At 60.2% G+C, this 22,734-nt stretch carries 22 protein-coding genes; 7 read left to right on the plus strand and 15 right to left on the minus strand.

The window, feature by feature from the left end:
* From JHD62_RS09250 to JHD62_RS09280, 7 genes are all read left to right on the plus strand, one after another.
* Positions 1 to 918 (plus strand): hybrid sensor histidine kinase/response regulator (locus JHD62_RS09250; RefSeq protein WP_199102649.1); only part of this gene is annotated, 918 nt, incomplete at its 5' end.
* A gap of 157 nt (positions 919 to 1,075) precedes the next feature.
* Positions 1,076 to 2,182, plus strand: a complete 1,107-nt coding sequence (locus JHD62_RS09255) for an ABC transporter ATP-binding protein (protein WP_199102650.1) — start codon at positions 1,076 to 1,078, stop codon at positions 2,180 to 2,182.
* 69 nt (positions 2,183 to 2,251) lie between these two features.
* Positions 2,252 to 3,277, plus strand: coding sequence for an ABC transporter substrate-binding protein (locus tag JHD62_RS09260; protein WP_233160791.1), 1,026 nt, complete (start codon positions 2,252 to 2,254; stop codon positions 3,275 to 3,277).
* Between the two features lie 112 nt (positions 3,278 to 3,389).
* Positions 3,390 to 4,658 (plus strand): ABC transporter permease, encoded by a 1,269-nt coding sequence (locus JHD62_RS09265; RefSeq protein WP_199102651.1) that lies wholly within the window; start codon positions 3,390 to 3,392, stop codon positions 4,656 to 4,658.
* Positions 4,659 to 4,684: 26 nt separating this feature from the next.
* On the plus strand, positions 4,685 to 5,503 hold the full coding sequence (locus JHD62_RS09270; RefSeq protein WP_045845016.1) for an ABC transporter permease: 819 nt from the start codon (positions 4,685 to 4,687) through the stop codon (positions 5,501 to 5,503).
* Between the two features lie 185 nt (positions 5,504 to 5,688).
* Positions 5,689 to 7,239, plus strand: a complete 1,551-nt coding sequence (locus JHD62_RS09275; protein WP_199102652.1) for a FecR domain-containing protein — start codon at positions 5,689 to 5,691, stop codon at positions 7,237 to 7,239.
* 2 nt (positions 7,240 to 7,241) lie between these two features.
* The gene (locus JHD62_RS09280) at positions 7,242 to 8,882 is read left to right on the plus strand and encodes a CHASE2 domain-containing protein (protein WP_199102653.1); all 1,641 of its coding nucleotides are present in this window, start codon (positions 7,242 to 7,244) and stop codon (positions 8,880 to 8,882) included.
* 86 nt (positions 8,883 to 8,968) lie between these two features.
* Here the strand turns inward: JHD62_RS09280 and JHD62_RS09285 are convergent, their stop codons facing one another.
* The 15 genes from JHD62_RS09285 to ispC form a co-directional block, all read right to left on the minus strand.
* Complete coding sequence (locus JHD62_RS09285; RefSeq protein ID WP_199102654.1) at positions 8,969 to 9,313, minus strand: 2Fe-2S iron-sulfur cluster-binding protein; 345 nt, start codon at positions 9,311 to 9,313, stop codon at positions 8,969 to 8,971.
* Between the two features lie 2 nt (positions 9,314 to 9,315).
* Complete coding sequence (gene glp, locus JHD62_RS09290; protein WP_199102655.1) at positions 9,316 to 10,509, minus strand: gephyrin-like molybdotransferase Glp; 1,194 nt, start codon at positions 10,507 to 10,509, stop codon at positions 9,316 to 9,318.
* The gene (gene mobB, locus JHD62_RS09295) at positions 10,496 to 11,053 is read right to left on the minus strand and encodes a molybdopterin-guanine dinucleotide biosynthesis protein B (RefSeq protein ID WP_233160793.1); all 558 of its coding nucleotides are present in this window, start codon (positions 11,051 to 11,053) and stop codon (positions 10,496 to 10,498) included. Before mobB ends, glp begins: the two co-directional genes overlap by 14 nt.
* 82 nt (positions 11,054 to 11,135) lie before the next feature.
* A complete protein-coding gene (locus JHD62_RS09300; protein ID WP_045845011.1) occupies positions 11,136 to 11,354 on the minus strand; it encodes a hypothetical protein in 219 nt (72 codons plus the stop codon).
* A gap of 176 nt (positions 11,355 to 11,530) precedes the next feature.
* On the minus strand, positions 11,531 to 12,658 hold the full coding sequence (locus JHD62_RS09305) for a succinylglutamate desuccinylase/aspartoacylase family protein (RefSeq protein WP_199102656.1): 1,128 nt from the start codon (positions 12,656 to 12,658) through the stop codon (positions 11,531 to 11,533).
* 110 nt (positions 12,659 to 12,768) lie between these two features.
* Complete coding sequence (locus JHD62_RS09310) at positions 12,769 to 13,275, minus strand: DNA-deoxyinosine glycosylase (RefSeq protein WP_370541049.1); 507 nt, start codon at positions 13,273 to 13,275, stop codon at positions 12,769 to 12,771.
* 11 nt (positions 13,276 to 13,286) lie between these two features.
* Positions 13,287 to 13,880 carry a ribonuclease HII gene (gene rnhB / locus JHD62_RS09315; protein WP_199102657.1) on the minus strand — a complete coding sequence of 198 codons (594 nt, stop codon included), beginning with the start codon at positions 13,878 to 13,880 and terminating at the stop codon, positions 13,287 to 13,289.
* Entirely contained in the window at positions 13,877 to 15,061 is a 1,185-nt protein-coding gene (gene lpxB, locus JHD62_RS09320; RefSeq protein WP_199102658.1) for a lipid-A-disaccharide synthase, read from the minus strand. Before lpxB ends, rnhB begins: the two co-directional genes overlap by 4 nt.
* A gap of 2 nt (positions 15,062 to 15,063) precedes the next feature.
* Complete coding sequence (gene lpxA / locus JHD62_RS09325) at positions 15,064 to 15,840, minus strand: acyl-ACP--UDP-N-acetylglucosamine O-acyltransferase (protein ID WP_062788913.1); 777 nt, start codon at positions 15,838 to 15,840, stop codon at positions 15,064 to 15,066.
* A 2-nt stretch (positions 15,841 to 15,842) separates the two neighbouring features.
* The gene (fabZ, locus tag JHD62_RS09330) at positions 15,843 to 16,295 is read right to left on the minus strand and encodes a 3-hydroxyacyl-ACP dehydratase FabZ (RefSeq protein WP_045845007.1); all 453 of its coding nucleotides are present in this window, start codon (positions 16,293 to 16,295) and stop codon (positions 15,843 to 15,845) included.
* Entirely contained in the window at positions 16,288 to 17,337 is a 1,050-nt protein-coding gene (gene lpxD, locus JHD62_RS09335; protein WP_199102659.1) for a UDP-3-O-(3-hydroxymyristoyl)glucosamine N-acyltransferase, read from the minus strand. The genes fabZ and lpxD overlap by 8 nt, the downstream gene beginning before the upstream one ends.
* A gap of 52 nt (positions 17,338 to 17,389) precedes the next feature.
* Positions 17,390 to 17,878, minus strand: a complete 489-nt coding sequence (locus JHD62_RS09340) for an OmpH family outer membrane protein (protein ID WP_199102660.1) — start codon at positions 17,876 to 17,878, stop codon at positions 17,390 to 17,392.
* Positions 17,879 to 17,896: 18 nt separating this feature from the next.
* On the minus strand, positions 17,897 to 20,197 hold the full coding sequence (gene bamA / locus JHD62_RS09345; protein ID WP_199102661.1) for an outer membrane protein assembly factor BamA: 2,301 nt from the start codon (positions 20,195 to 20,197) through the stop codon (positions 17,897 to 17,899).
* A 9-nt stretch (positions 20,198 to 20,206) separates the two neighbouring features.
* On the minus strand, positions 20,207 to 21,553 hold the full coding sequence (gene rseP, locus JHD62_RS09350; RefSeq protein ID WP_199102662.1) for an RIP metalloprotease RseP: 1,347 nt from the start codon (positions 21,551 to 21,553) through the stop codon (positions 20,207 to 20,209).
* Positions 21,547 to 22,728: a 1-deoxy-D-xylulose-5-phosphate reductoisomerase gene (gene ispC / locus JHD62_RS09355; protein WP_199102663.1), complete on the minus strand. Its 1,182-nt coding sequence runs from the start codon at positions 22,726 to 22,728 to the stop codon at positions 21,547 to 21,549. The genes rseP and ispC overlap by 7 nt, the downstream gene beginning before the upstream one ends.
* Between the last annotated feature and the right edge of the window lie 6 nt (positions 22,729 to 22,734).

Genomic DNA, 22,734 nt, shown 5'->3' on the forward strand with positions numbered 1-22,734 from the left:
CTGCTGGACTTCTCCAAGCTGGAAGCCGGTGTCATCGAAGCCCGGCCACGCCAGCTGGCCTTGCAAAGTGTCCTGTACAAGCTGGAATGCGAATTCGCACCACTGGCCAATGGCAAGAACCTGGTGTTCCGGGTAAGGGAAAGTGCGGTACAGGTGTATACCGACCCCAGCCTGCTGGAGCTGATCCTGCGCAACCTGATCAGCAATGCCATCAACTACACCCAGAGCGGTGGCATTTTGATTGGCTGTCGCCAGCGTGGCGAGCATTTGCTGATCGAGGTATGGGATACCGGCATCGGCATTCCTGCCACCCAGCAACAAGAGGTATTCCGCGAATTCCACCAGCTGGGCAACCCGGAACGTGACCGGCGCAAGGGCCTGGGCCTGGGGCTTGCCATCGTACGCGGCCTGGCCCACACCATGGGGCTGACCGTCGGTTTGCAATCCCGCCCGGGCCGCGGTTCGGTGTTCCGCCTGACCATGCCGCGGCTGGCAGGCCCGGCCACCATGGAGGAAGCCGTCAGCAGCGCACCGCGCCAGCTCCCCTTGCAAGCGGTGCCGATACTGGTGATTGATGACGACTACGCGGTGCGCTCGGCCATGGAAGCGCTGCTGGGTTGCTGGGGCTGTCGCATTCTCACGGTGGAAGGTGCTGACGAGGCGCTGGATTGCCTGGACAGCTTCCAGCCGCAAGTGGTGATTGCCGACTACCGCCTGCGCGGCAACCAGACCGGCCAGCAGGTGCTCAAGCAGATTTACCAGCAGCTGGGCCGCACCCTACCCTCCATCATCATGACCGGCGACACCGCGCCCAACCGCCTGCGCGAGGCGCAATCCAGCGGCGCAGTACTGCTGCACAAGCCGGTGGATGCCGCTGCCTTGTATGGCAGCCTGCAACAGTTGTTGAGTACCGTCTGATGCCGCAACGCAGCAGAGTCAATGCTGACGTCTTGTAGGAATCGCCCTACACACTGTCAGCAAATATCCTGACAGCAAAATCCGCCGCTGGCCGATATCCCGGCTGTCATCCGGTTTTTACAATTCAGTCATCACCATTTAAACAACAGGAGTGGTCATGGCTGAAACGAGTGCAAGCGACATCCTGGTCCGCTTCAAGAACGTACAAAAGAGCTACGACGGCGAGACCCTGATCGTCAAGGATCTGAACCTGGACATTCGCAAAGGCGAATTCCTTACCCTGTTGGGACCGTCCGGCTCCGGCAAGACCACCAGCCTGATGATGCTGGCCGGTTTCGAGACCCCCACCGCCGGTGAAATCATGCTGGGTGATCGCTCGCTCAACCGCGTACCGCCGCACAAGCGCGACATCGGCATGGTGTTCCAGAACTACGCACTGTTCCCGCACATGACCGTGGCCGAAAACCTGGCCTTCCCGCTCAAGGTTCGCGGCATGGACAAGACCGACGTCACCGAACGGGTGAAGCGCGCGCTGTCCATGGTGCAGCTGGACAAGTTTGCCAACCGCTACCCCGGCCAGATGTCCGGTGGTCAGCAACAGCGTGTGGCCCTGGCCCGCGCCCTGGTTTTCGAACCGCAACTGGTGCTGATGGACGAACCGCTGGGCGCACTGGACAAGCAGCTGCGCGAACACATGCAAATGGAAATCAAGCACCTGCACGAACGTCTGGGCGTGACCGTGGTGTACGTCACCCACGACCAGAGCGAAGCGCTGACCATGTCCGACCGCGTGGCCGTATTCCATCAGGGTGAAATCCAGCAGATCGACAGCCCGCAAAACCTGTACGAACACCCGCGCAACACCTTTGTGGCCAACTTCATCGGCGAAAACAACCGCCTGCACGGCAAGCTGATCAGCCGCGAAGGCGAACGCTGTACCGTGGGCCTGGAAAACGGCGAGCGCGTGGAAGCCATGGCCATTCACGATGCCGCCCCTGGCGCGCCGGTGTCGCTGTCCATCCGTCCGGAGCGCATCAAGCTGAACGTGCAGCAGGAGCAAAACCGCTTCTCCGGCCGTGTGCGCGAATTCATTTACCTGGGTGACCATGTGCGTATCCGCCTGGAAGCCTGTGGCAATTCCAGTTTCATCGTCAAACAGCCTATCGCCACTCTGGACCCGAAACTGTCCGTGGGCGACGTGATTTCCCTGGGCTGGAATGTAGAACACGTAAGAGCGCTCGATCCTGTCGAACTGGCTGAATGAGTGCGTGCGAGTGAGTGCGTGTAGTTGTAGTCCCAAAACAATATGGAGAACTATCAAATGAAGAAATGCATGAAAGCTCTTTCGCTGGCGGTTGTGGCCGCTTGTTGCGCTCAGGCTGCCCAAGCCGCTGACCTGACCGTGATTTCCTTTGGTGGTGCCAACAAGGCAGCCCAGGAAAAGGCCTACTACGCTCCGTTCACCAAAGCCACCGGCATCAAGGTGGTTGGCGGCGAATACAACGGCGAAATGGCCAAGGTCAAAGCCATGGTCGACACCAAGAGCGTGTCCTGGGACGTACTGGAAGTAGAGTCCCCGGAACTGGCTCGCGGCTGTGACGAAGGCATGTTCGAAAAGCTGGACTACAGCAAGATCGGCAACAAGGCCGACTTCGTACCGGGCGCCGCCCAGACTTGCGGCGTGGGCATCTTCGTATGGTCCACCGTACTGGCCTACAACGCCGACAAGCTGAAGGTTGGCCCGACCAGCTGGAAAGATTTCTGGGATGTGAAGAAATTCCCGGGCAAGCGCGGCATGCGCAAGGGTGCCAAGTACACCCTGGAAGTGGCCCTGATGGCTGACGGCGTGGCACCGAAAGACGTGTACAAGGTTCTGGCCACCCCGGCTGGCGTTGATCGCGCCTTCAAGAAGCTGGACCAGCTGAAGCCGAACATCCAGTGGTGGGAAGCCGGCGCACAACCGCCGCAGTACCTGGTATCCGGCGACGTGGTGATGAGCTCGGCCTACAACGGCCGTATCGCCAACACCCAGAAGGAAGGCAAGAACCTGAAGATCGTCTGGAACGGCGGCATGTATGACTTCGACTCCTGGGCCATTCCGAAGGGTTCCCCGAACAAGGACGCTGCGCTGAAGTTCATCGCTTTCGCCAGCAAGCCGGAAAACCAGAAGGTGTACTCGCAGAACATCGCTTACGGCCCGACCAACAAGAAAGCCGTACCGCTCTTGGACAAGCAGCTGGTTGCCGACCTGCCGACCGCCCCGCAAAACATCAAGAGCGGCGTAGCCGTGGATGTGGCTTTCTGGGCTGACTACGGCGAATCGCTGGAACAACGCTTCAACGCCTGGGCTGCCAAGTAAGCAGCTGTAACACGCATGACTGCTACCGGTGATGTCTGCCGGTAGCAGGTCCGCCCCCTCGGGGGTTCATCCCCAGGGGGTTTCACCCCTTACCTGATCCGGAGCCGGAAGAATGACCGCTTCCTCTGCACCCACCACCGCTGTCGCAGCCACCCTGCCGGAGGCCGGCCGTTCGCTGAAACAGAAGCTGGCCCGCGCCGAGCGCATGAACAAGCTGAAATCGCAGCTGCTGATTCTGCCGCTGGTGCTGTTTATCCTGCTGGTATTCGTGCTGCCCATTACCAGCCTCTTGTTCAAGAGCGTCAACAACCCCGAAGTGGTTGACGCCATGCCGCACACGGTCAAGGCCATTTCCAGCTGGAGCGGCCGTGCCCTGCCGCCAGAAGCGGTATATGCCGCTGCGGCACAAGACATCCAGCAAGCTCATGACGACCAGAAACTGGGCGATCTGGGCAAACGCCTGAACATGGAAGTAGCCGGCTACCGCAGCCTGCTCAACAAAACTGCCCGCGCCCTGCCGATGGACCCGGCCCCGAAATCCTACAAGGAAGCGCTGACCAATCTGGACGAGCGCTGGGGTGACCCGGCCTACTGGCAGGCCATCCGCCGCAACACCAGCACCCAGACTCCGTTCTACCTGCTGGCCGCCATGGACCACCGCGTGGACGACCTGGGCGAAATCAGCCGCTCCGCGCCGGACCAGGCCATTTACCTGGACATTTTCACCCGTACTTTCTGGATGAGCCTGGTAGTCACCGCCATCGCCCTGGCCCTGGCTTACCCGCTGGCTTACCTCTTGGTGAACCTGCCCACCCGCACCAGCAACCTGCTGATGATTCTGGTGCTGCTGCCGTTCTGGACCTCGGTTCTGGTGCGCGTTGCCGCCTGGATCGTCCTGCTGCAATCGGGCGGCCTGATCAACTCCACCATGCAATGGCTGGGCCTGATCGATCACCCGCTGCAACTGGTATTCAACCGCACCGGCGTGTACATCTCCATGGTGCACATCCTGCTGCCCTTCATGATCCTGCCCATCTACAGCGTGATGAAAGGCATTTCGCCAAGCTACATGAAGGCTGCCATCTCGCTGGGCTGCCACCCGTTTGCCAGCTTCTGGCGCGTGTACTTCCCGCAGACCGTGGCCGGTATCAGTGCCGGTGCCCTGCTGGTGTTCATCCTGTCCATCGGCTACTACATCACCCCGGCCTTGCTGGGTAGCCCGAACGACCAGATGGTGAGCTACTTCGTGGCCTTCTACACCAACACCTCGATCAACTGGGGCATGGCAACCGCACTGGGCGGCCTGCTGCTGGCAGCCACCATGATCCTGTACATCGTTTACAACTGGCTGGTAGGCGCCAAGAGCCTGCGCCTGGGCTAACCCTCACCCTTCACGGAGACATAACCATGCTGAACCCGACCATGTCGCCCATCGAAAAGGTGTGGCACTACGTTCTGCGCATTACCAGCGGCCTGACCCTGCTGTTCCTGATCCTGCCGGTACTGGTGATCATTCCGCTGTCCTTCAACGAAGGCTCTTTCCTGGTGTACCCGCTGACCGGCTTCTCCTTCCGCTGGTATCAGGACCTGTTCAGCGCACCGGAGTGGATCCGCTCCTTGCAGAACAGCATGATCGTGGCCCCGGCCGCCACCGTGCTGGCCATGGTGCTGGGCACCCTGGCTTCCATCGGTCTCACCCGTGGTGAGTTCCGTGGCAAGGGCATCATCATGTTCCTGCTGATTTCGCCGATGGTAGTGCCGGTGGTGATTGTCGGCGTGGCCAGCTACCTGTTCTTTGCCCCGCTGGGCATGGACAACAGCTACACCACGCTGATTCTGGAACATGCTGCGCTGGGCGTGCCGTTTGTCATCATCACCGTGACCGCCACCCTGCAGGGCTATAACCACAACCTGACCCGTGCGGCAGCCAACCTGGGTGCTTCGCCCATCACCACCTTTTTCCGCATCACCCTGCCGCTGATTGCGCCAGGCGTGATTTCCGGTGCCCTGTTCGCCTTTGCCACGTCCTTTGACGAAGTGGTGGTGACACTGTTCCTGGCCGGTCCGGAACAAGCCACCCTGCCGCGTCAGATGTTCAGCGGCATTCGCGAAAACCTCAGCCCCACCATTGCGGCGGCGGCCACCCTGCTGATCGGCTTTTCCATCCTGCTGCTGTTGACACTGGAATGGTTGCGAGGCCGCAGCGAGCGACTGCGTACCAGCTAAGCAGGAAGCATTTCTTCATCAGCTCCGTGCAGTACCGACATTCAGGGCCAATCCTTACCGATTGGCCCGCTTTTTTTAATAATTTCAAACAAATCAAAAAAAGCCGCCGCGCCTGGTTGCAATCCCTCGTCAGGGGCTTACTATGCAGATATTCTGCGTTTTTGCGCCATTTCCCGACCGTATTTATGAGAATCATTCTGCTTTCCGGCCTGATCGCGCTCTGTATGCAAGCCCATGCCGCCTCCGGCATCGACAGTGCCTACTGGGAGTATCAGGTCAAATCCGGTGACTCCCTGTGGTCGCTGGCCGACCAGCACCTGGCTTCCCCCGCCTATGTTCCCCGCCTGCAAAAGCTGAACCATATTGCCGACCCTTACCGGCTGACGCCCGGCAGCCGTGTGCGCGTGCCCTACCCCTGGGTCAAGCAGCAGCCTTCCAGCGCCCGTATCGAGGAATTCTCCGGTGACGTCACTGCACAGGACAGCAAGAACCAGCCGTTGCCGATCAACAAGGAAACACGCTATCCCAAGGGTGTCCGTTTCCAGACCGGCAACGACGCCATGCTCAAGCTGCGCTTTGAAGACGGCTCCACCCTGCTGATGGGTGCCAATTCCAGCGCCCAGCTGCAAACTGAAATCTATTACCCCAGCACCGGTTCGGCCAAAACCGAAATCCGCCTGGACAAGGGCAATGCCGGCAGTTCGGTGATACCCAACATCCTGATGCCCGGTCGCTACCAGATCCGCACGCCGTCTGCGGTTACTACCGTGCGCGGCACGGAATTCCGCGTCAGCGCCGAGTCAGCCGACAGCACGGCCACCGAAGTGCTGCGCGGCAAGGTGAATGTGGGTGGCCAGCAACGCGGCAAGGTAGAGGTTCCGGCCGGTTTTGGCACCATGACGCAGCAAGGCGCCAAACCGACCACACCGGAAGCACTGCCCGCCGCGCCAGACCTGAGTCCGCTACCGGCCCAAAGCAGTTTCAATCCCCCCCTGCTGCAATGGACAGCCGACCAGCAAGCCGTGGCCTACCGGGTCAGGATCAATGGCCCGGGCAGCACTGGCCAGCAATTATCCGAACGCACGGTCAACGGGCCGCAGTTTTACCTGTCCTTGCCCGCCAACGGTCAGTACCAGCTTGCCGCACGGGCCAAGAATGCCCACGGGCTGGAAGGTTACGACAGCAGCAAGACCTTCGAACTCAAGGCCTACCCGACACCGCCCTTGCTGCTGGGAACCGCCGGCCCGCAGGAAATCCGCGGCCAGACTTTCAGCCTGAACACTACCGCCAGCCCGGAACGACCGGTGCAATGGCAGCTGTCGCGCCAGCCGGATTTCAGCCAGATCAGTCAAACCCTGCTGCTGACCACTCCAGAGAGCAAGCTGACCTTGCCTGAGGACGGCCAATGGTATTGGCGTGTGGCGCATGTGGATGGCCAGGGCCAGCCCGGCCCCTACAGCGAAATCCAGTCCCTGCTGTCCAAGGGCGTGTTCTCCTCCCTGAAACCGGCGCTGCCTGTGCTGTTGGCACGGCATTACCCGGTAAAGGACGCACGCTATACCCTGACCCTGCTGGCTCAGGCCGACCGCCAGACCGTGGTTTACCGCAACACTGCCAGTCAGCCGAGCTGGCCGCTGTCCCAGCTTCCCAAAGGACAGTTTCTGGCACGGTTGGAAATCCATGGCGAGGCGGGCTATCACGCCATTGAGGCCAACGAAATCATCCAGCTGCACTGACCATGCCTGTTGACCCATCCACGCCGCCTGCCCGCAGGCCGCCATGGCAACAACTGCTCCCGCTACTGGCCGGAGCAGTTGTTTTGCTATTGGTACTGAGCGGCGCGCTGCAACGTCTGGACAACTGGTTTTATGATGTTGCAATCAGCCAGCGCCAGCTGGGCAAAGCACCGGACGACCCCATCCTGATTGAAGTGGACAACCGCAGCCTGGCGGAAATGGGCAACTGGCCGTGGCCGCGCGAACTGCACGCCCACCTCATCCGCCAGTTGCAATCAGCCAAGGCCGTGGGGCTGGACATTGCACTGGCAGAAAGCACACTCAGCAGCAGCCGCCCGGACCAGGCGCTGGCCAGTGCCATACACGATAACGGCAAGGTAGTCAGCCCGGTGTTTCCGGAAAACAGCGGCGGCGTGCTGACTGAAACCCGCCCGCTACCGCTGTTTGCCGCAGCATCCAACCGTCTGGGCCATACCGACTTCGAACGGGACGATGACGGCATCGTGCGACGCGGCTATCTGCATGCGGGCCTGGGCAGTGCCGACTACCCGGCCTTTGCCCGTGCTGTTCTGGACGTTGCCGAGGGCAAACCGGCCAGTAGTGCTGCCACGCTGGTGCACAGCCGTGACGAACCCTGGGTGCGCAGTGATGAGATCATGGTGCCCTACGGCAAAGGGGCCGAGCCTTTCCAGCGGCTGTCGTATATCGACGCCCTCGCTAACACCGACCCGGAACTGTTCCGCAACCGCATCGTGCTGATTGGCGTCACCGCCGCCGGGCTGGGCGACATGCATACCACGCCCTTGTCCGCCGGAGCAGGCAGCATGCCCGGTGTGGTGATCAACGCCTATCTGCTGCGCGGCTTGCAGGATGGCAGCCTGATTCGCCCGCTCACACTGACCCAGCAAGCCCTGTTCAGCCTGCTGCTGGTGCTGGGGCTGGATTACCTGCTCTCCCCCTGGGGCCGCCGCCGCAATGCCTTGCAGGCTTATGCGGCCGCAAGCGCCATTCCGGCCTTGATCAGCATTGCCGGCCTGCTGTTTGCCCGCTACTGGTTTGCACCGGTCAGCTGCATGCTGGTGCTGCTGGTTTGCGGTTTTGCCCGCTTCATCGAGCGGCAGGCCAGCCTGCAAACGCTGGCCACCACCGATGGTTTGACCCAGCTGGCCAACCGGCGTCATTTTGACGAGGTGTTCATTCCGGCGATTGACAGGCAGCGCAATGCCAGCCAGCCGCTGGCCTTCATCCTGCTCGATATTGACCACTTCAAGCTGTACAACGACCAGTACGGCCACTATGCAGGCGACATGATCCTCAAGCGGGTGGCCCATGTACTGCAAGACACTTTCAAGCGCAAAGGCGTGCTGCCAGCCCGCCTGGGCGGGGAAGAGTTTGGCGTGCTGATGCCTGGCACCAGCATGCAGGAAGCAGTGGATGCCGCAGAAACCTTCCGCCAGCGGCTGGAAGACCTGGACCTGCCGCATGATGGCAGCCCCTTGCACAAGGTAACCTGCAGCATAGGCGTGGCGGCACGCATTCCGCAGGCGGATGACACTGCCCAGCGCATTTACGAAGAAGCCGATGGCGCGCTGTATATTGCCAAGCGCTCCGGGCGCAATGTGGTCAGCCCGGCATCCAGCTGACATGCACCGTCCACAATAATGAAAAACAATAATAAACAAAGCCACGACCTTGATCGTGGCTCTGTTTTTGTCATGCAAACCCGTGCTCAGTCCTGCGGACAGACCACCTGCCAGTCCTGCGCACCCACCGGCACATGACAAGCCAGCCGCCAGCCGGCCGAGACATCCGGCCAGCTTTCCTGTGCAGCTTGTGCCGCATCAATCAAACCGGCGCGCAGCAGCACATTGCGCTCCTTGCGTGTCAGCTTGACTGGCTGCTGTGGGTCAGCATGACGAATGCTCACCTTGCAAGTGCCGCAGGTGCCCTGGCCACAGCGCCAGTGCAAAGGCACATCCGAAAGACGGGCAACATCCAGCAGCACATCACCAGGCTGCGCATCCACCGCAGCCAATAGCTGCCCGGCACCATCGACAAAATGCAGTGTGGGCATGTTCAGCCGGAAATGGGCAGCAAGGCCAGCATGTCGCCAGGCTGTACCTGTTGTCCGGCAGCAAGCCGCACCAGACCGTCCGCCCAGGCGCAGGAAGTAAGCACACCGGAACCCTGATTCGGATAACGCTGCAATTGCCACTGGCCATCTTGCTGCACCAGTTTCACCCTCAGGAACTCCTCACGTCGGGTGTCCGGGCGCTCCCAGGCAAACCCGGCGGGGTATTGCGCCATCGGCCGCGTTTCATCTTGCTGCAAACCGGCACAGCGCTGCAGATAGGGTTTTACCAGCACCTGATAGGTGACAAAGCCGGATACCGGATTACCCGGCAAGCCGATGAAGCCGGCCTGCCCCACCTTGCCGCTGGCCAGCGGCTTGCCCGGCTTGATGGCGATCTTCCACAAATCCAGACTACCTTCGGCTTCCACCGCCGCCTTCACATGGTCCTCCTCGCCAACCGACACACCGCCGCAAGTCATGATGACATCGGCCAGCCCGGCGGCATCCTGCAGGATTTCGCGGGTGCGGCTGAGCGAATCCGGCACGATGCCAAGATCGGTCACGTCGCAACCCAGCCGCATCAGTTCCGGCACCAGCCAATAGCGATTGGAATTGTAAATCTGCCCTGCTTGCAGCGGCTGGCCCGGATCGGTCAGCTCATCACCGGTAAAGAACACCGCCACCCGCAAGGGGCGGTATACCGTCAGCGTGGGCACACCAATGGAAGCGGCCAGCCCCAGATCGGCAGCACTGAGCAACTGTCCGGCAGACAGCACGGTGGCTCCACGCAGGATATCCTCGCCAGCACGGCGGATATTCTGACCCGGCTTCACCGGCTGGCTGAACAGCACCTGACCATCCGCCTGCAGCTCGGCCATTTCCTGCATCACCACCGCGTCAGCCCCGGCTGGAATGGGTGCGCCGGTAAAAATGCGCGCCGCCGTACCGGCTTGCAATGGCTGCGGCTGGGTGCCGGCGGGAATGCGCTGCGAAACTGCGAACGGGCCATTGCCATCTGCACTGTTCAGGGCATAGCCATCCATCGCGCTATTGTCCTGCGGCGGCACGTCAAGGCCGGCCAGTACCGGTTCGGCCAGAATGCGGCCCAGCGCCTGCAGCAGCGGGAGGGTTTCGGTAGCACGTACCGGCTGGGCACGCTGCAACAGCCAGTCACGGGCCTGATCAACGGTGAGCATCTTGATGTTTTTCCAGTAAGGCAAGAATGAAACGGGCAATGGCTTCGACATCATCCCGCCCGAAGCGGGGTAAAGCGGTGGGTGGCAAGTCTGACGGCGCTGCATCCGTCACCACCGCGAGCACGGCCGGGTCCTGCATATACAACGGCGCATGTCCCAGTGCCGGGTCGTAGACTTCCAGTTTGGCAATGGCCTCATGCTTGAAGCCTTCGGCCAATACCAGGTCGCAGGGGCGCAAGGCGGCCACATGTTCAGCCAGTGGCGCATCATTACCCTGCGGCATGGTTTGCACCAGCAGGCGGCGCCTGGCACCGGCCAGCAACACCTGGGCAGCACCCGCCTCGCGGTGACGCCAGCTGTCCTTGCCGGGCTGGTCCCAGTCCACGTCGTGATGGGTGTGCTTGATCACGGCAACATCCACACCAGCGGCACACAGCAGCGGGATGATTTTCTCCAGCAAGGTGGTTTTGCCACTGCCTGAATAGCCTGCTACGCCCAGCACATACATGATGGCGAGATCCAGATAAAAAGGGATGGGCCGCATGATAGCATGCAGACCAATCCCGTTTCTTCCCTCTGACGAACTAGGTCCGATCACACCAATGCAGGAGCAGTCCGGTGCGAACTCAGGCCACTGCACGCGCCAGTGGCGCGCTTTGGGCTTCCACTTGTTCGAATCGCTTCCAGTCCACAATCATCACCTGACTGAGCCCGCAATCCAGCGCAAGCTGCGCCTCGATTTCTTCCAGTACCTGATGACAATGGATGCTGCCGTTGATGGCCACCTCGGCACGCCGCATGACCGTGTCGTCCGGGGTGACAAACCAGATGCAATAACGACTCATGCTTATCCTCCTCTCTTGCTGGATGCCAGACACTACCAATATCAGTGCAAGCGGCAGCAAACTGCAAGTTTTCGGGCATGTACTGCATCATCCAGCCATGCCTTGGTACGGAAAACACGACAAATCAGCCTTGCCCTGCTTGCCTTCTGGCATTCGGGAAGCTAGTTGCAACTTTTTCATGCACCCAGCAAATTGCGTTCACTCAGCGGATGCCGGCCAGCTATCTTGGCCACCGTACCACCACGTACCACATAGGGATGACGGGCAAACACATAGAACATGCCGCCGGTTCCGGCATGCAAGGTGGTAGTGGTGCCGGCAATCGGGTCGATCACATCCGCGATGGCATCACCCGCTGCCACCACACTACCCAGCTCGGCCCGCATCACGATTACCCCGGCATGCGGGGCGATCAGGGTTTCGGAGCCGGACAGCGGGGTTGCCGGGTACGGCAAGGGTGCAGGTGCGACCGGCTCACCGGCAATCACGCCCCGACCGGTCAGATAATGCAGGATGGCCTGACTGTCCTGCCCGGCCAGCCGGTAATCGACATCGCCCTCACCCCGCAGTTCTACAGTGACTGCCACGCTGTCAAACGGCACCGGGAATTGCGGCAAGGCAGCGCGAATCCTGGCCCAGGGCAGGAAAATGGCTTCATCAAACGGCATCACGCCATATTCATCGGCCAGCAGCGAAGCGCCACATTGCAGGTGCGCGGCCAGGTCTTCCACCAGCGGCCAGTGTTCGCTATGCGAGTAAATGTGCACTTCACCGGCAAAGTCGCAGTGCAGGTCCAGTACCAGGTCGGCATCCAGCGCCAGCAGGTGCAGGGTCTGGCGCAGGCTTTGCAGCTCGGTATGCACCGGCCCGCTGGCAATCGCCTTGCGCAAGGCCTGACGGATGAGGCTGCGGTTGGTATCGGCATCCTGCGTCAGTTGTTCACGCAATTGCGGAATGACTTGCGCGGAGGGTTCACTGTAAAGGCGGTTGAAGTTTTCACCACTGGCCAGATCAAACCGTCCCTGCGGCTGGTAATGCAGTTGCTGCGCCAGGCCGATGGGATTGGCCACCGGCACCAGCACGATTTCCGCCTGCAACAGCCCACGCGCTTCCAGATCGGCAAATTGCTGGCGCAACAGGTGGGCCACCAGCATGCCCGGAATTTCCCCGGCATGCAGACTGGCCTGGATATACACCTTGCGCGGCCAGCCGCCCCCACCGCCCGTCGGCCCGAAGTGAAAGCTGGTGATGCTGCGCTGGGTACCAAGGCTGGGGGATAGTAGCGGATGATGTTCAGTACGCATGGATGCTCCTGTAGCAGATAAGGCAGGCGGCTTGGCCAGATGGCACAGAACACCACAGCAAAGCGCGGACTTCAAGCAAAACCTGCGTCAGGCACAGGTGACTGACGGTTTCAACCGGACATCAGCACACTGCGCAATGGCAGCCATTGCTCCAACTTCTGTGCGAAAGGCATGGTATGGGCGGGGCTGGAAGATGGCAGCGTCAGGCACTGCAGCAACGCCGCCTGGCCGTGCAGCTGTTTGCTGCCGATTCGCGCTGCGGTAGCGCCATTGAAGGCAAGTGCCTGCAACTGCGGCAGCCCCATGCACAAGGTGGAGAGGTCGTTGTGGCTGGCTGCGCGGATGGCAGTGTCCAGACTGCCCTGCCGCTGCGCCTGGGCCACCACATCCCACAGCCCGACACCGCACGCTTGCAGGCATGCCAGACGCTGGGCATAGGGCAATTCAATCAGGGCTTGTTGCAGTACCTGTTCCAGCAAACGCCAGAACTGGTTGCGCGGATGGGCGTAATACTGGGCGGCTTGTAGCGAGGCGTCGCCGGGTAGCGAGCCCAGGATCAGCAGCCGGGTGTGCGCATCCACTACCGGGGGAAAGCAGGTTTTGGCCACGTCGGTCACGGCGTGGCGGCCTAGAACAGCTGACCTTGCTGGCGTGCCAGCCAGGCCTTGACCGGGCCAAAGGACTTGCGATGCTCGGCCAGCGCACCGTACTGCTCCAGTGCTGCCAGATGCTCGGCAGTGGGATAGCCCTTGTGGCGGGCAAAGCCGTATTGCGGATGCAGGGCATCCAGCGCAACCAGTTCGGCATCACGCGCTGTCTTGGCCAGAATGGAAGCCGCCGAAATGGCCTGCACCTTGGCGTCGCCCTTGACGATGGCTTCGGCAGGCAGGGTAATCTGCTTTGGCACGCGGTTGCCGTCAATCAACACCTTGCCCGGCGTTACTGCAAGCCCGGCTACCGCCCGGCTCATGGCCAGCATGGTGGCTTGCAGGATGTTGATCTTGTCGATTTCCTCGACACTGGCGCTGGCAATGCACCAGGCCAGCGCATCCTGCTTGATTAGCACCGCCAGCGCATCGCGCCGTGCTTCACTCAGCACTTTGGAGTCCGCCAGCCCGGCAATGGGGCGGGCCGGGTCCAGAATGACTGCGGCGGCAAATACCGCACCAGCCAGAGGACCGCGCCCGGCCTCATCCACACCGGCAATCAGCTCGGTGCTCATGCAGGCTTCGCCTGACATCCGGCCTCCTGCAATACCGCTGCAGCGGCCAGCCCGGCCGTATCAGCCAGCAATGACTGATGCAGATCGGTAAAGGCCTGCACCATCTCGGCCCGGGCATCCTTGTCTTCGTACAGCCGCTTCACTTCCGCAGTCAGTTTTTCAACAGTGGCGTCCTTTTGCAGCAGTTCCGGCACCACAAAGCGTCCGCACAGGATATTGGGCAAGCCGACGTAAGGTAGCTTGATCTTGCGTTTGACCAGCAGGTAGGTGAGCCATGACAGCTTGTAGCTGATCACCATCGGCCGCTTGGTCAATGCTACTTCAAGCGTGGCAGTGCCACTGGTCACCAGCACCACGTCGCTGGCAATCATTGCCATCTGGGCGTGCCCAAACAACTTGCGCAGCGGCAAGTCCCAGGCCTTGTGACGGGTCAGCAGCTGATCGAACTGATCCATGGTGGCGCGGGTAGCCAGCGGCACCAGGAAGGTGGCATCGGGGTAATCGCGCAGCAGCATGCGGGCCACTTCGATATACAACGGTTCCATGAATTCCAGCTCGCTTTTGCGGCTGCCCGGCATCAGGGTGAAAATGGGCCCCTGCCGCGGCAAACCCAGCTGTTCACGCATGGCCAGCTGGTCCGGGGCCATCGGGATTGCGCTGGCCAGGGGATGACCGACAAAATCCGCCCGCACCTTGGCCTGCTGATACAAGGCCGGCTCCATCGGAAACAGGCACAGCACGCGATTGACGGCGCGGCCTATCTTGTAGATGCGCTCCAACCGCCATGCCCATACTGACGGGCTGACGTAGTGGATGGTGGCAATGCCCTGCTTCTTCAGTGCGGCTTCCAGCGCCAGATTGAAGTCCGGTGCATCCACGCCGATAAAGACATCCGGCTTTTCGGCCAACAGGCGGTCACGCAGGGTGCGACGGATACGCAGCAGCTCCGGCAGGCGCTTGAGCACTTCGACATAACCCATCACTGCCAGACGGCTTTGTGGCGCGTGGCTGACAAAACCCCGCGCTTCCATGCGCGGGCCGCCGATACCGGCAAATTCGATATCGGCGTATCTTGCCTGCAAGGCTTCCATCAGGTGAGCCGCCAGCAGGTCGCCGGAGGCCTCGCCAGCCACCATTGCCACCTTGAGCGCGCCTTTACGCTTGAACAAGGGTTCAGACATGGTTAGCGGATGATGCCTCGCTCGGACTGGGCAAAGAAGCGGGTGAACGGTTCCAGCTCGACATGGCCTTGCTGTGCTTCGGCCAGAATGGCTTCCTTGGCAGCATCGTATTGCAGACCCTGACGGTACAGGGCCTTGTAGGCATTGCGCACCCGGCGGATCTGCTCCGGAGTGAAGCCACGACGCTTCAGGCCTTCGGCATTGATGCCGGCCGGCACTGCACGGTTGCCATGAGCCATCACGTAGGGCGGCACATCCTGCGCCACCGCACTGGCAAAGGCGGTCATGGCGTGATCGCCGATGATGGCAAACTGGTGCACGCTGGTGAAACCACCCAGGATCACCCAGTCACCAATATGCACGTGGCCGCCCAGCGTGGCGTTGTTGGCAAAAATGGTATTGTTGCCAATCTGGCAGTCATGGCCCAGATGCACGTAAGCCATGATCCAGTTGTTGTTGCCCAGACGGGTCACGCCCACATCCTGCGCGGTACCGATATTGAAGGTGCAGAATTCGCGGATGGTGTTGTTATCGCCGATTTCCAGCCGGGTAGGCTCACCGGCGTACTTCTTGTCCTGCGGAATGGCACCCAGCGAGCTGAACTGGAAAATGCGGTTGTTCTTGCCGATGCTGGTATGCCCTTCGATCACCACGTGCGGACCTACCCAGGTACCGCTGTCGATGGATACATCCGGGCCAATGATGGAATAGGCGCCAATTTCCACATCAGCGGCAATGTTTGCCTTGGGGTCGACAATCGCTGTCGGATGAATGGCCATGCTCAGACCTCGCGTTTGGCACACATGATTTCGGCTTCACAAGCCACCTGACCATCCACCAGTGCACGGGCATTGTATTTGCCGATGCCGCGCTTCACGGTGATTTGCTCCACTTCGAAAATGAGCTGATCGCCCGGTACCACCTGGCGCTTGAAGCGGGCCTTGTCGATGCCGACAAAAAAGTACAGCTCGTTTTCGGCGCGCTCGCCCTGGCTCTTGATTGCCAGAATGCCGGCAGCCTGTGCCAGCGCTTCGATGATCAGCACGCCCGGCATTACCGGGTATTGCTCGAAGTGGCCGCAGAAGAAGGGTTCGTTGATGGTGACGTTCTTCAGCGCCTTGATGCGGGTGTCCGGTACCATTTCGGTCACGCGATCCACCAGCAGGAAAGGATAGCGGTGCGGCAGGCACTTCATGATTTCACGTACATCAATGTTTACGGCGTGTTCAGTCATTTGTATTGTCCTTGTTTTCTTTCAGCATGCCGATCTCGCGTTCGAGTTGTTTTATCCGCTTGGCGAGATCGTCCAGATGTCTTACATGAACGGCATTGCCCAGCCATTCCTTCATGGTTTGCAGCGGGTAGGACGAAGCGTAGGTATCCGGCTGGCGGATGGACTTCGACACCAGCGTACCGCCGCCGATATGCGTCTTGTCTGCCACTTCGATATGACCGACAAACATGGCCGCACCGCCCACCGTACAATAAGCGCCAATGCTGGTACTACCGGCAATACCGACACATCCGGCGATGGCGGTATGCTCGCCAATCTGCACGTTGTGGGCAATCTGCACCAGATTATCGATCTTGGCACCACGCCGGATGATGGTGTCCGCCAGTGCGCCACGGTCGATGGTGGTGTTGGCACCCACTTCGACATCATCTTCCAGAATGGCACGACCGGTTTGCGGAATCTTGAACCATTGATCCTTGGCCCATGCCAGGCCAAAGCCGTCCGCCCCGATCACGCTGCCCGAGTGCACGGCCACGCGGTTACCCAGTACGCAGCCATGGTAAACCGTGACATTGGGATACAACACAACATCATCGCCCAGTACCGTGCCAGCACCGATCACCACGCCAGGATGCAAGATGCAACGCTCGCCAATCACCGCACCGGCACCGATGCTCACGTGTTCGCGTACTTCGCTGCTGGCAGCAATGACAGCGCCCTCGCCGATCACCGCGCTGGCATGGATGCCCGGCTGCGGCTGTGCAGGCGGGTGGAACAAGGTTGCCACCTTGGCAAAATACAGATAGGGGTCATCCACCACAATCCAGGAGCGCGCCGGGTCCAGCTCTGCTTCCAGCTTGGGCGAAACAATCACCGCACCGGCGGCACATCCGTCCAGCTGCTTGCGGTACTTGGGATTGGACAGAAAGGTAATATCGCTCGCGGTCGCCACATCCAGCGGTGCCAGGCGTTCGACCGTACGGTCTTCGCCCTTGAGCACACCACCCAGGCTGGCCACGATATGAGAAAGTGTGTACGCCATCAAAAATGAAAGCCGACCCCGGGTCGGCTTCTCCCGTAACAGTTAGGCAGGATTATTTTTCCAGTTCCTTCAGCACCTTACCGGTCAGGTCGTACTTAGGATTGACATAAACCACATCCTGCAGGATCAGGTCGTATTGCTCGCGATCAGCGATCTGGCGCAGCACCCGGTTGGCGCGCTCCTGTACCGAAGCAAACTCTTCGTTGCGACGCTGGTTGAAGTCTTCCGACAACTCGCGGGCCTTGGCCTGATAGTCGCGGTCCAGCCCGGCATATTCGCGCTCGTAGCGTTTGCGGTCATCAATGGACAGCGTGCTCTTGGCCAGCAGGCCTTCCAGCTCCTTGGCACGCTTTTCCATTTTCTTCAGCTCGGCACGACGATCACCAAATTCCTTGTCCAGTTTTTTCTGGATGGCAATCGCCGGTGCCGCCTCGCGGTATACCCGCTCGATGTTGACGAATCCCAGCTTGAAGTCTGCGGCCGAGGCCTGCAGGCTGACCATGGCCAGCCCGGCAATCAAGCACTTGAAAATTGATTTCATGTTCAGGCCTCTTTCGGTTTAGAAGACGGTACCCAGCTGGAACTGGAAGCTCTGGTACTTGTCGCCTTCCTTCTTGCGCAGGGCTTTGGCCAGACTGAACTTCATCGGTCCCAGCGGGGACAGCCAGGTCACGGCCGCACCAGTGGAGTAACGCAGCTCGCTGCTCGGGGTACTACCGCTGATGGTGCTATCCCACACCGTGCCGGAGTCGAAGAATACGCTGGCACGCACCGACTTGTTGTCCTTCATGCCCGGGAAGGGGAACAGGATTTCGGCATTGGCCACCATCTTGCGGGTACCGCCCAGATAGTCACCAGTGCTGGCATCCTTCGGCCCCAGGCTGTTGGAATCGTAACCACGCACCGAACCCAGACCACCCAGATAGAAGTTCTGGAAGAACGGCAGTGTGTTGGTCTTGCCATAACCATTGGCATAACCCACTTCACCGTTCAGCATCAGGGTGAAGGTTTTGGACAGCGGGAAGAACCACTGCTGCGAGTGCGTCAGACGGTACCATTCGAGGTCGCCGCCCGGCAGGGCTGCATCGGCCTGCACCTTGATGTTGGCACCACGTGTCGGCCACAGCGAGCTGTCACGGGTATCACGGCCCCAGCCGGCAGTACCGATCAGCGACAGGTTGTTGCTGCCGTACTTGTTGACGAAGTCCAGATAGCGGGTGGGACTGTCGCTCCAGGTACCGACCTTGGTCTGCTCCAGACCCAGGCTGAAGTTGATACGGTCGGTTTCCGTTACCGGTACACCAAAGCGCATGGCGGCACCGTCAGTGGACGTCTTGTAGTGCGTAGTGCTGGACGATGAGCTGTTATACGGCTTGTACACGCGGTGGTACAGGTCGTAACCCAGGCTTACGCCGTCGGCGGTGAAGTACGGATCGGTAAACGACAAGGTGGCATTCTTGTTCACCGAGCCATTGGAAATACCGAAAGACATGTATTTGCCGGAGCCGAAAATATTGCTCTGCGAAACACTGGCCGACAACTGGATGCCTTCGCCCTGCACGAAACCGACACCAGCGGAGATGCTGCCGGTGGCGCGTTCCTTCAGCGAGATGTTCATGTCCACCTGATCGGGCGCATCTGCCACCGCCGGGGTTTCCACGTTCACATCTTCAAAATAGCCCAGCAGCTCGACACGGTCCTTGCTGCGCTTCACATTGGCAGCGTTGTAAACCGAGCCTTCCAGCTGGCGCAGTTCGCGGCGTACCACTTCGTCACGGGTCTTGGTATTGCCGGCAATATTGACGCGGCGTACATAGGTCTTGCGACCCGGATCGACAAAGAAGGTAAAGCCGACTTGCTGCTTGTCGCGATTGATGTCTGGCAAGGCATTGACGTTGGCAAAGGCGTAGCCTTCATTGCCCAGACGATCACTCAGCGCTTTCACGCTTTCGGTCACCTTTTCATTGTCGAACACGGTGCCGGATTTCACGGTAATCAGCTTGCGCAGCTCGGCTTCAGGCACTTTCAGGTCACCAGCCAGCTTGATGTCGGCAACGGTGAACTTGCTGCCTTCATTGATGTTCAGCGTCAGGAACATTTGCTGCTTGTCGGCGCTGATGGATACCTGGGTGGATTCGATATTGAATTCCAGATAGCCCTGGTTCTGGTAGAAAGCCTTGAGCTTCTCCAGATCGCCAGTCAGCTTTTGCTTGGAGTACTGGTTATCCTTGGTTATCCAGGAGAACCAGCCACCGGAAGTCAGCGACATCTCATCCAGCAGCTTGTCCTGGCTGAATGCCTTGTTGCCGACAAAATGGATGTCCTTGATCTGGGCAGTCACCCCTTCGGTGATATCCAGTGTCACGGCCACGCGATTGCGCTCCAGCTTGGTGACTTGCGGGGTAATCTCCACCGCATACTTGCCACGGCTGTAGTACTGACGCTTCAGTTCCTGCACCGCGCCGTCCAGCAGGGCCTGGTCAAAAATGCGGGATTCGGCAAAGCCGTTATCCTTCAGGGCTTTTTTGAGCTGATCCTTGCTGAATTCCTTGGCGCCATTGATGTTGAGCTGGGTGATCACCGGTCGCTCGGCAACGGCGACAATCACCACACCATCGCGCGACTCCACGCGTACATCATCAAAGAAGCCGGTGGCAAACAGGCTCTTGATGGACTCACGTGCCTTCTCGTCATTGAATGTATCGCCCACCTTGACCGGCAGGTAGTTGAAGACCGTACCGGCTTCGGTACGTTGCAGGCCTTCAACCCGGATATCCTTGATCACGAACGGATCCGCAGCCCAAACAGCTGTTGCCGTAGTCATGCCCAGCACAGCGGCCGCGAGTAATTTCAATTTCATAGGTTTGTTTTAACCCCCAAAAAGGCGGCTGATATCATTCAGCACAGCAAACAGCATCAGCGACGCCAGCAGGATGAATCCGATCTTCTGTCCAAACAGTTGCGCACGCTCGCTCAGCGGGCGGCCTTTGACCAGCTCCGCGACATAATACATTAAGTGCCCGCCATCCAGCACAGGTATTGGCAACAGATTCAACACACCGATGCTGACACTGATCAGCGCGAGAAATTCCAGGTAGGGACTCCAGCCTTCACGGGCGGTCTGTCCGGCAATGCTGGCAATGGTCAGCGGGCCGGACAGATTATCCAGCGAAGCCTGGCCAATCACCATGCGGCCCAGAAACTTCAGGCTCATCCAGGCGGTGTCGGTCATCTTGCGCCAGGCTTCCACCCCCGCTTCGGCAACGCCGGGTTTGTGCGTAAATGCCAGTTGTTTCATCCAGGCGGCATCCAGCAGCGGCGCTGCACCGATACGGCCTATCATCACGTCGCCATCTGCCACAGTGGCCGGACGCAGCTTGACATCCTGCTGCTTGCCATCACGCTGAATGCGGATCAGCAGCTCCTTGCCCGGGCTCTCATGCACCAGGCGCACCCAGGCATCCCAGCTGCCTAGCGGCTTGCCATCCACGGCAATCAGCTTGTCCCCTGCTTTCAGCCCGGCTCGTGCGGCCACACCACCTTCTTCCACACCGCCGATGGCAGGCAGATAGCGCATGGGCATGAAGCCGGGGTTCCCTTGCTCCAGCGCCTTGAGGGTGTCCTCATCCGCCTGGGCCGGGTCGATACTGCGCAGCACCGTGGCCGACTGGGCAGTCTTCACCTGCAGGCGCAACGGCACATCGCCACTGCCTACGGCATCCACCAGTGCCAGGCGCAGGCCTTGCCAGTCATCCACCTTCTGTCCATTCACCGACAGCACGCGGTCGCCAGACTGGAAGCCGGCAGTGGCGGCCAGACTGGGTGTGATGACCGTGCCGATTTGCGGCAGCAACTGCGTGACGCCACCAGCAATCACCAGCCAGTAAAACAGCACGGCCAGCACCAGATTGGCCAGCGGGCCAGCCGCCACAATGGCCATGCGCTTGTAAACCGGCTGGGTATTGAATGCCAGATGGCGCTCTTCCGGAGCAACATCCATTTCGCGCTCATCCAGCATGCGCACATAGCCACCCAGCGGAATGGGGCTGATGGCCCACTCGGTATCGCCACGACGGAAGGTATACAAAGGAGCACCAAAACCTACCGAGAAGCGCAGGACTTTCACCCCGCACAAGCGGGCTACCCAGTAATGACCCAGTTCGTGAAAGGTGACCAGCACACCGATGGCCACCAGGAATGCCAGGAATGTCAGCATGAACCCACCTTGTTCATGGCAAAGCGACGCGCTTCACCATCCTTGTCCAGCAAGGCAGCCAGCGAGGTGCTGGGTGACAGGCTGACACCGGCCAGCGTGGCTTCCACCACGGCGGCAATATCGACAAAGCGCAAGCGCCCTTCCAGGAAGGCCGCCACCGCCACTTCATTCGCTGCATTGAGTACTGCAGGAGCATCGCCGCCGCTGCGCAGCGAGTCAAACGCCAGCCCAAGACAGGGGAAACGCGCCATATCCGGCTGCTCGAAACTCAGACTGCCCATGCTGAAGAAATCCAGCGAGCTGACGCCAGCCTCGATGCGCTCCGGCCATGCCAGTGCGCAGGCAATCGGGGTGCGCATGTCGGGCGAACCCAGCTGTGCCATCACCGAACCATCACGGTACTGCACCATGGAATGAATCACGCTTTGCGGATGCACCACCACGTCGATACGTTCCGGCGGAGCAGAAAACAGCCAGTGTGCTTCGATGACCTCCAGCCCCTTGTTCATCAGGCTGGCCGAATCCACGGAAATCTTGCGTCCCATCACCCAGTTGGGGTGACGACAGGCATCTTCCACCGTGACGTGCAACAAGGCTTCGGCACTGTGCTGACGGAAGGGTCCACCCGAGGCAGTGAGAATGATCTTGCGAATGCCGGAAGCATCCAGATTGCCGGCATAGTCATGCGGCAGGGACTGGAAAATGGCACTGTGTTCGCTATCCACCGGCAACAAGGTGGCACCATGCTCGCGCACCGCCTCCACGAACAGGCGACCGGCCACCACCAGCGATTCCTTGTTGGCCAGCAATATCTTCTTGCCAGCGCGCGCCGCCGCCATGGCCGAAGGCAAGCCCGCCGCCCCGACGATGGCTGCCATCACCACATCCACTTCAGGCAAGCTGGCCACACGTTCCAGCGCTGCCGCGCCATGCAACACTTCGGTAGCCAGACCCTGCTCTTGCAAGCGGCCTTGCAAATCATTGGCAGATACAGCATCCGCCACGACAACATAAAGGGGAGAAAAACGGCAGGCCTGCTCAAACAGACGGTCGACCTGATGATGACCACTGAGCGCCACCACGCGGTAGCGCTCGGGATGACGGGCAACCACATCCAGCGTATTGACGCCGATGCTGCCGGTTGCCCCAAGAACTGCAATACCTTGAGGTTTCATGAGATG

The organism is Aquitalea sp. ASV11 (assembly GCF_016429185.1).
Classification (GTDB): domain Bacteria; phylum Pseudomonadota; class Gammaproteobacteria; order Burkholderiales; family Chromobacteriaceae; genus Aquitalea; species Aquitalea pelogenes.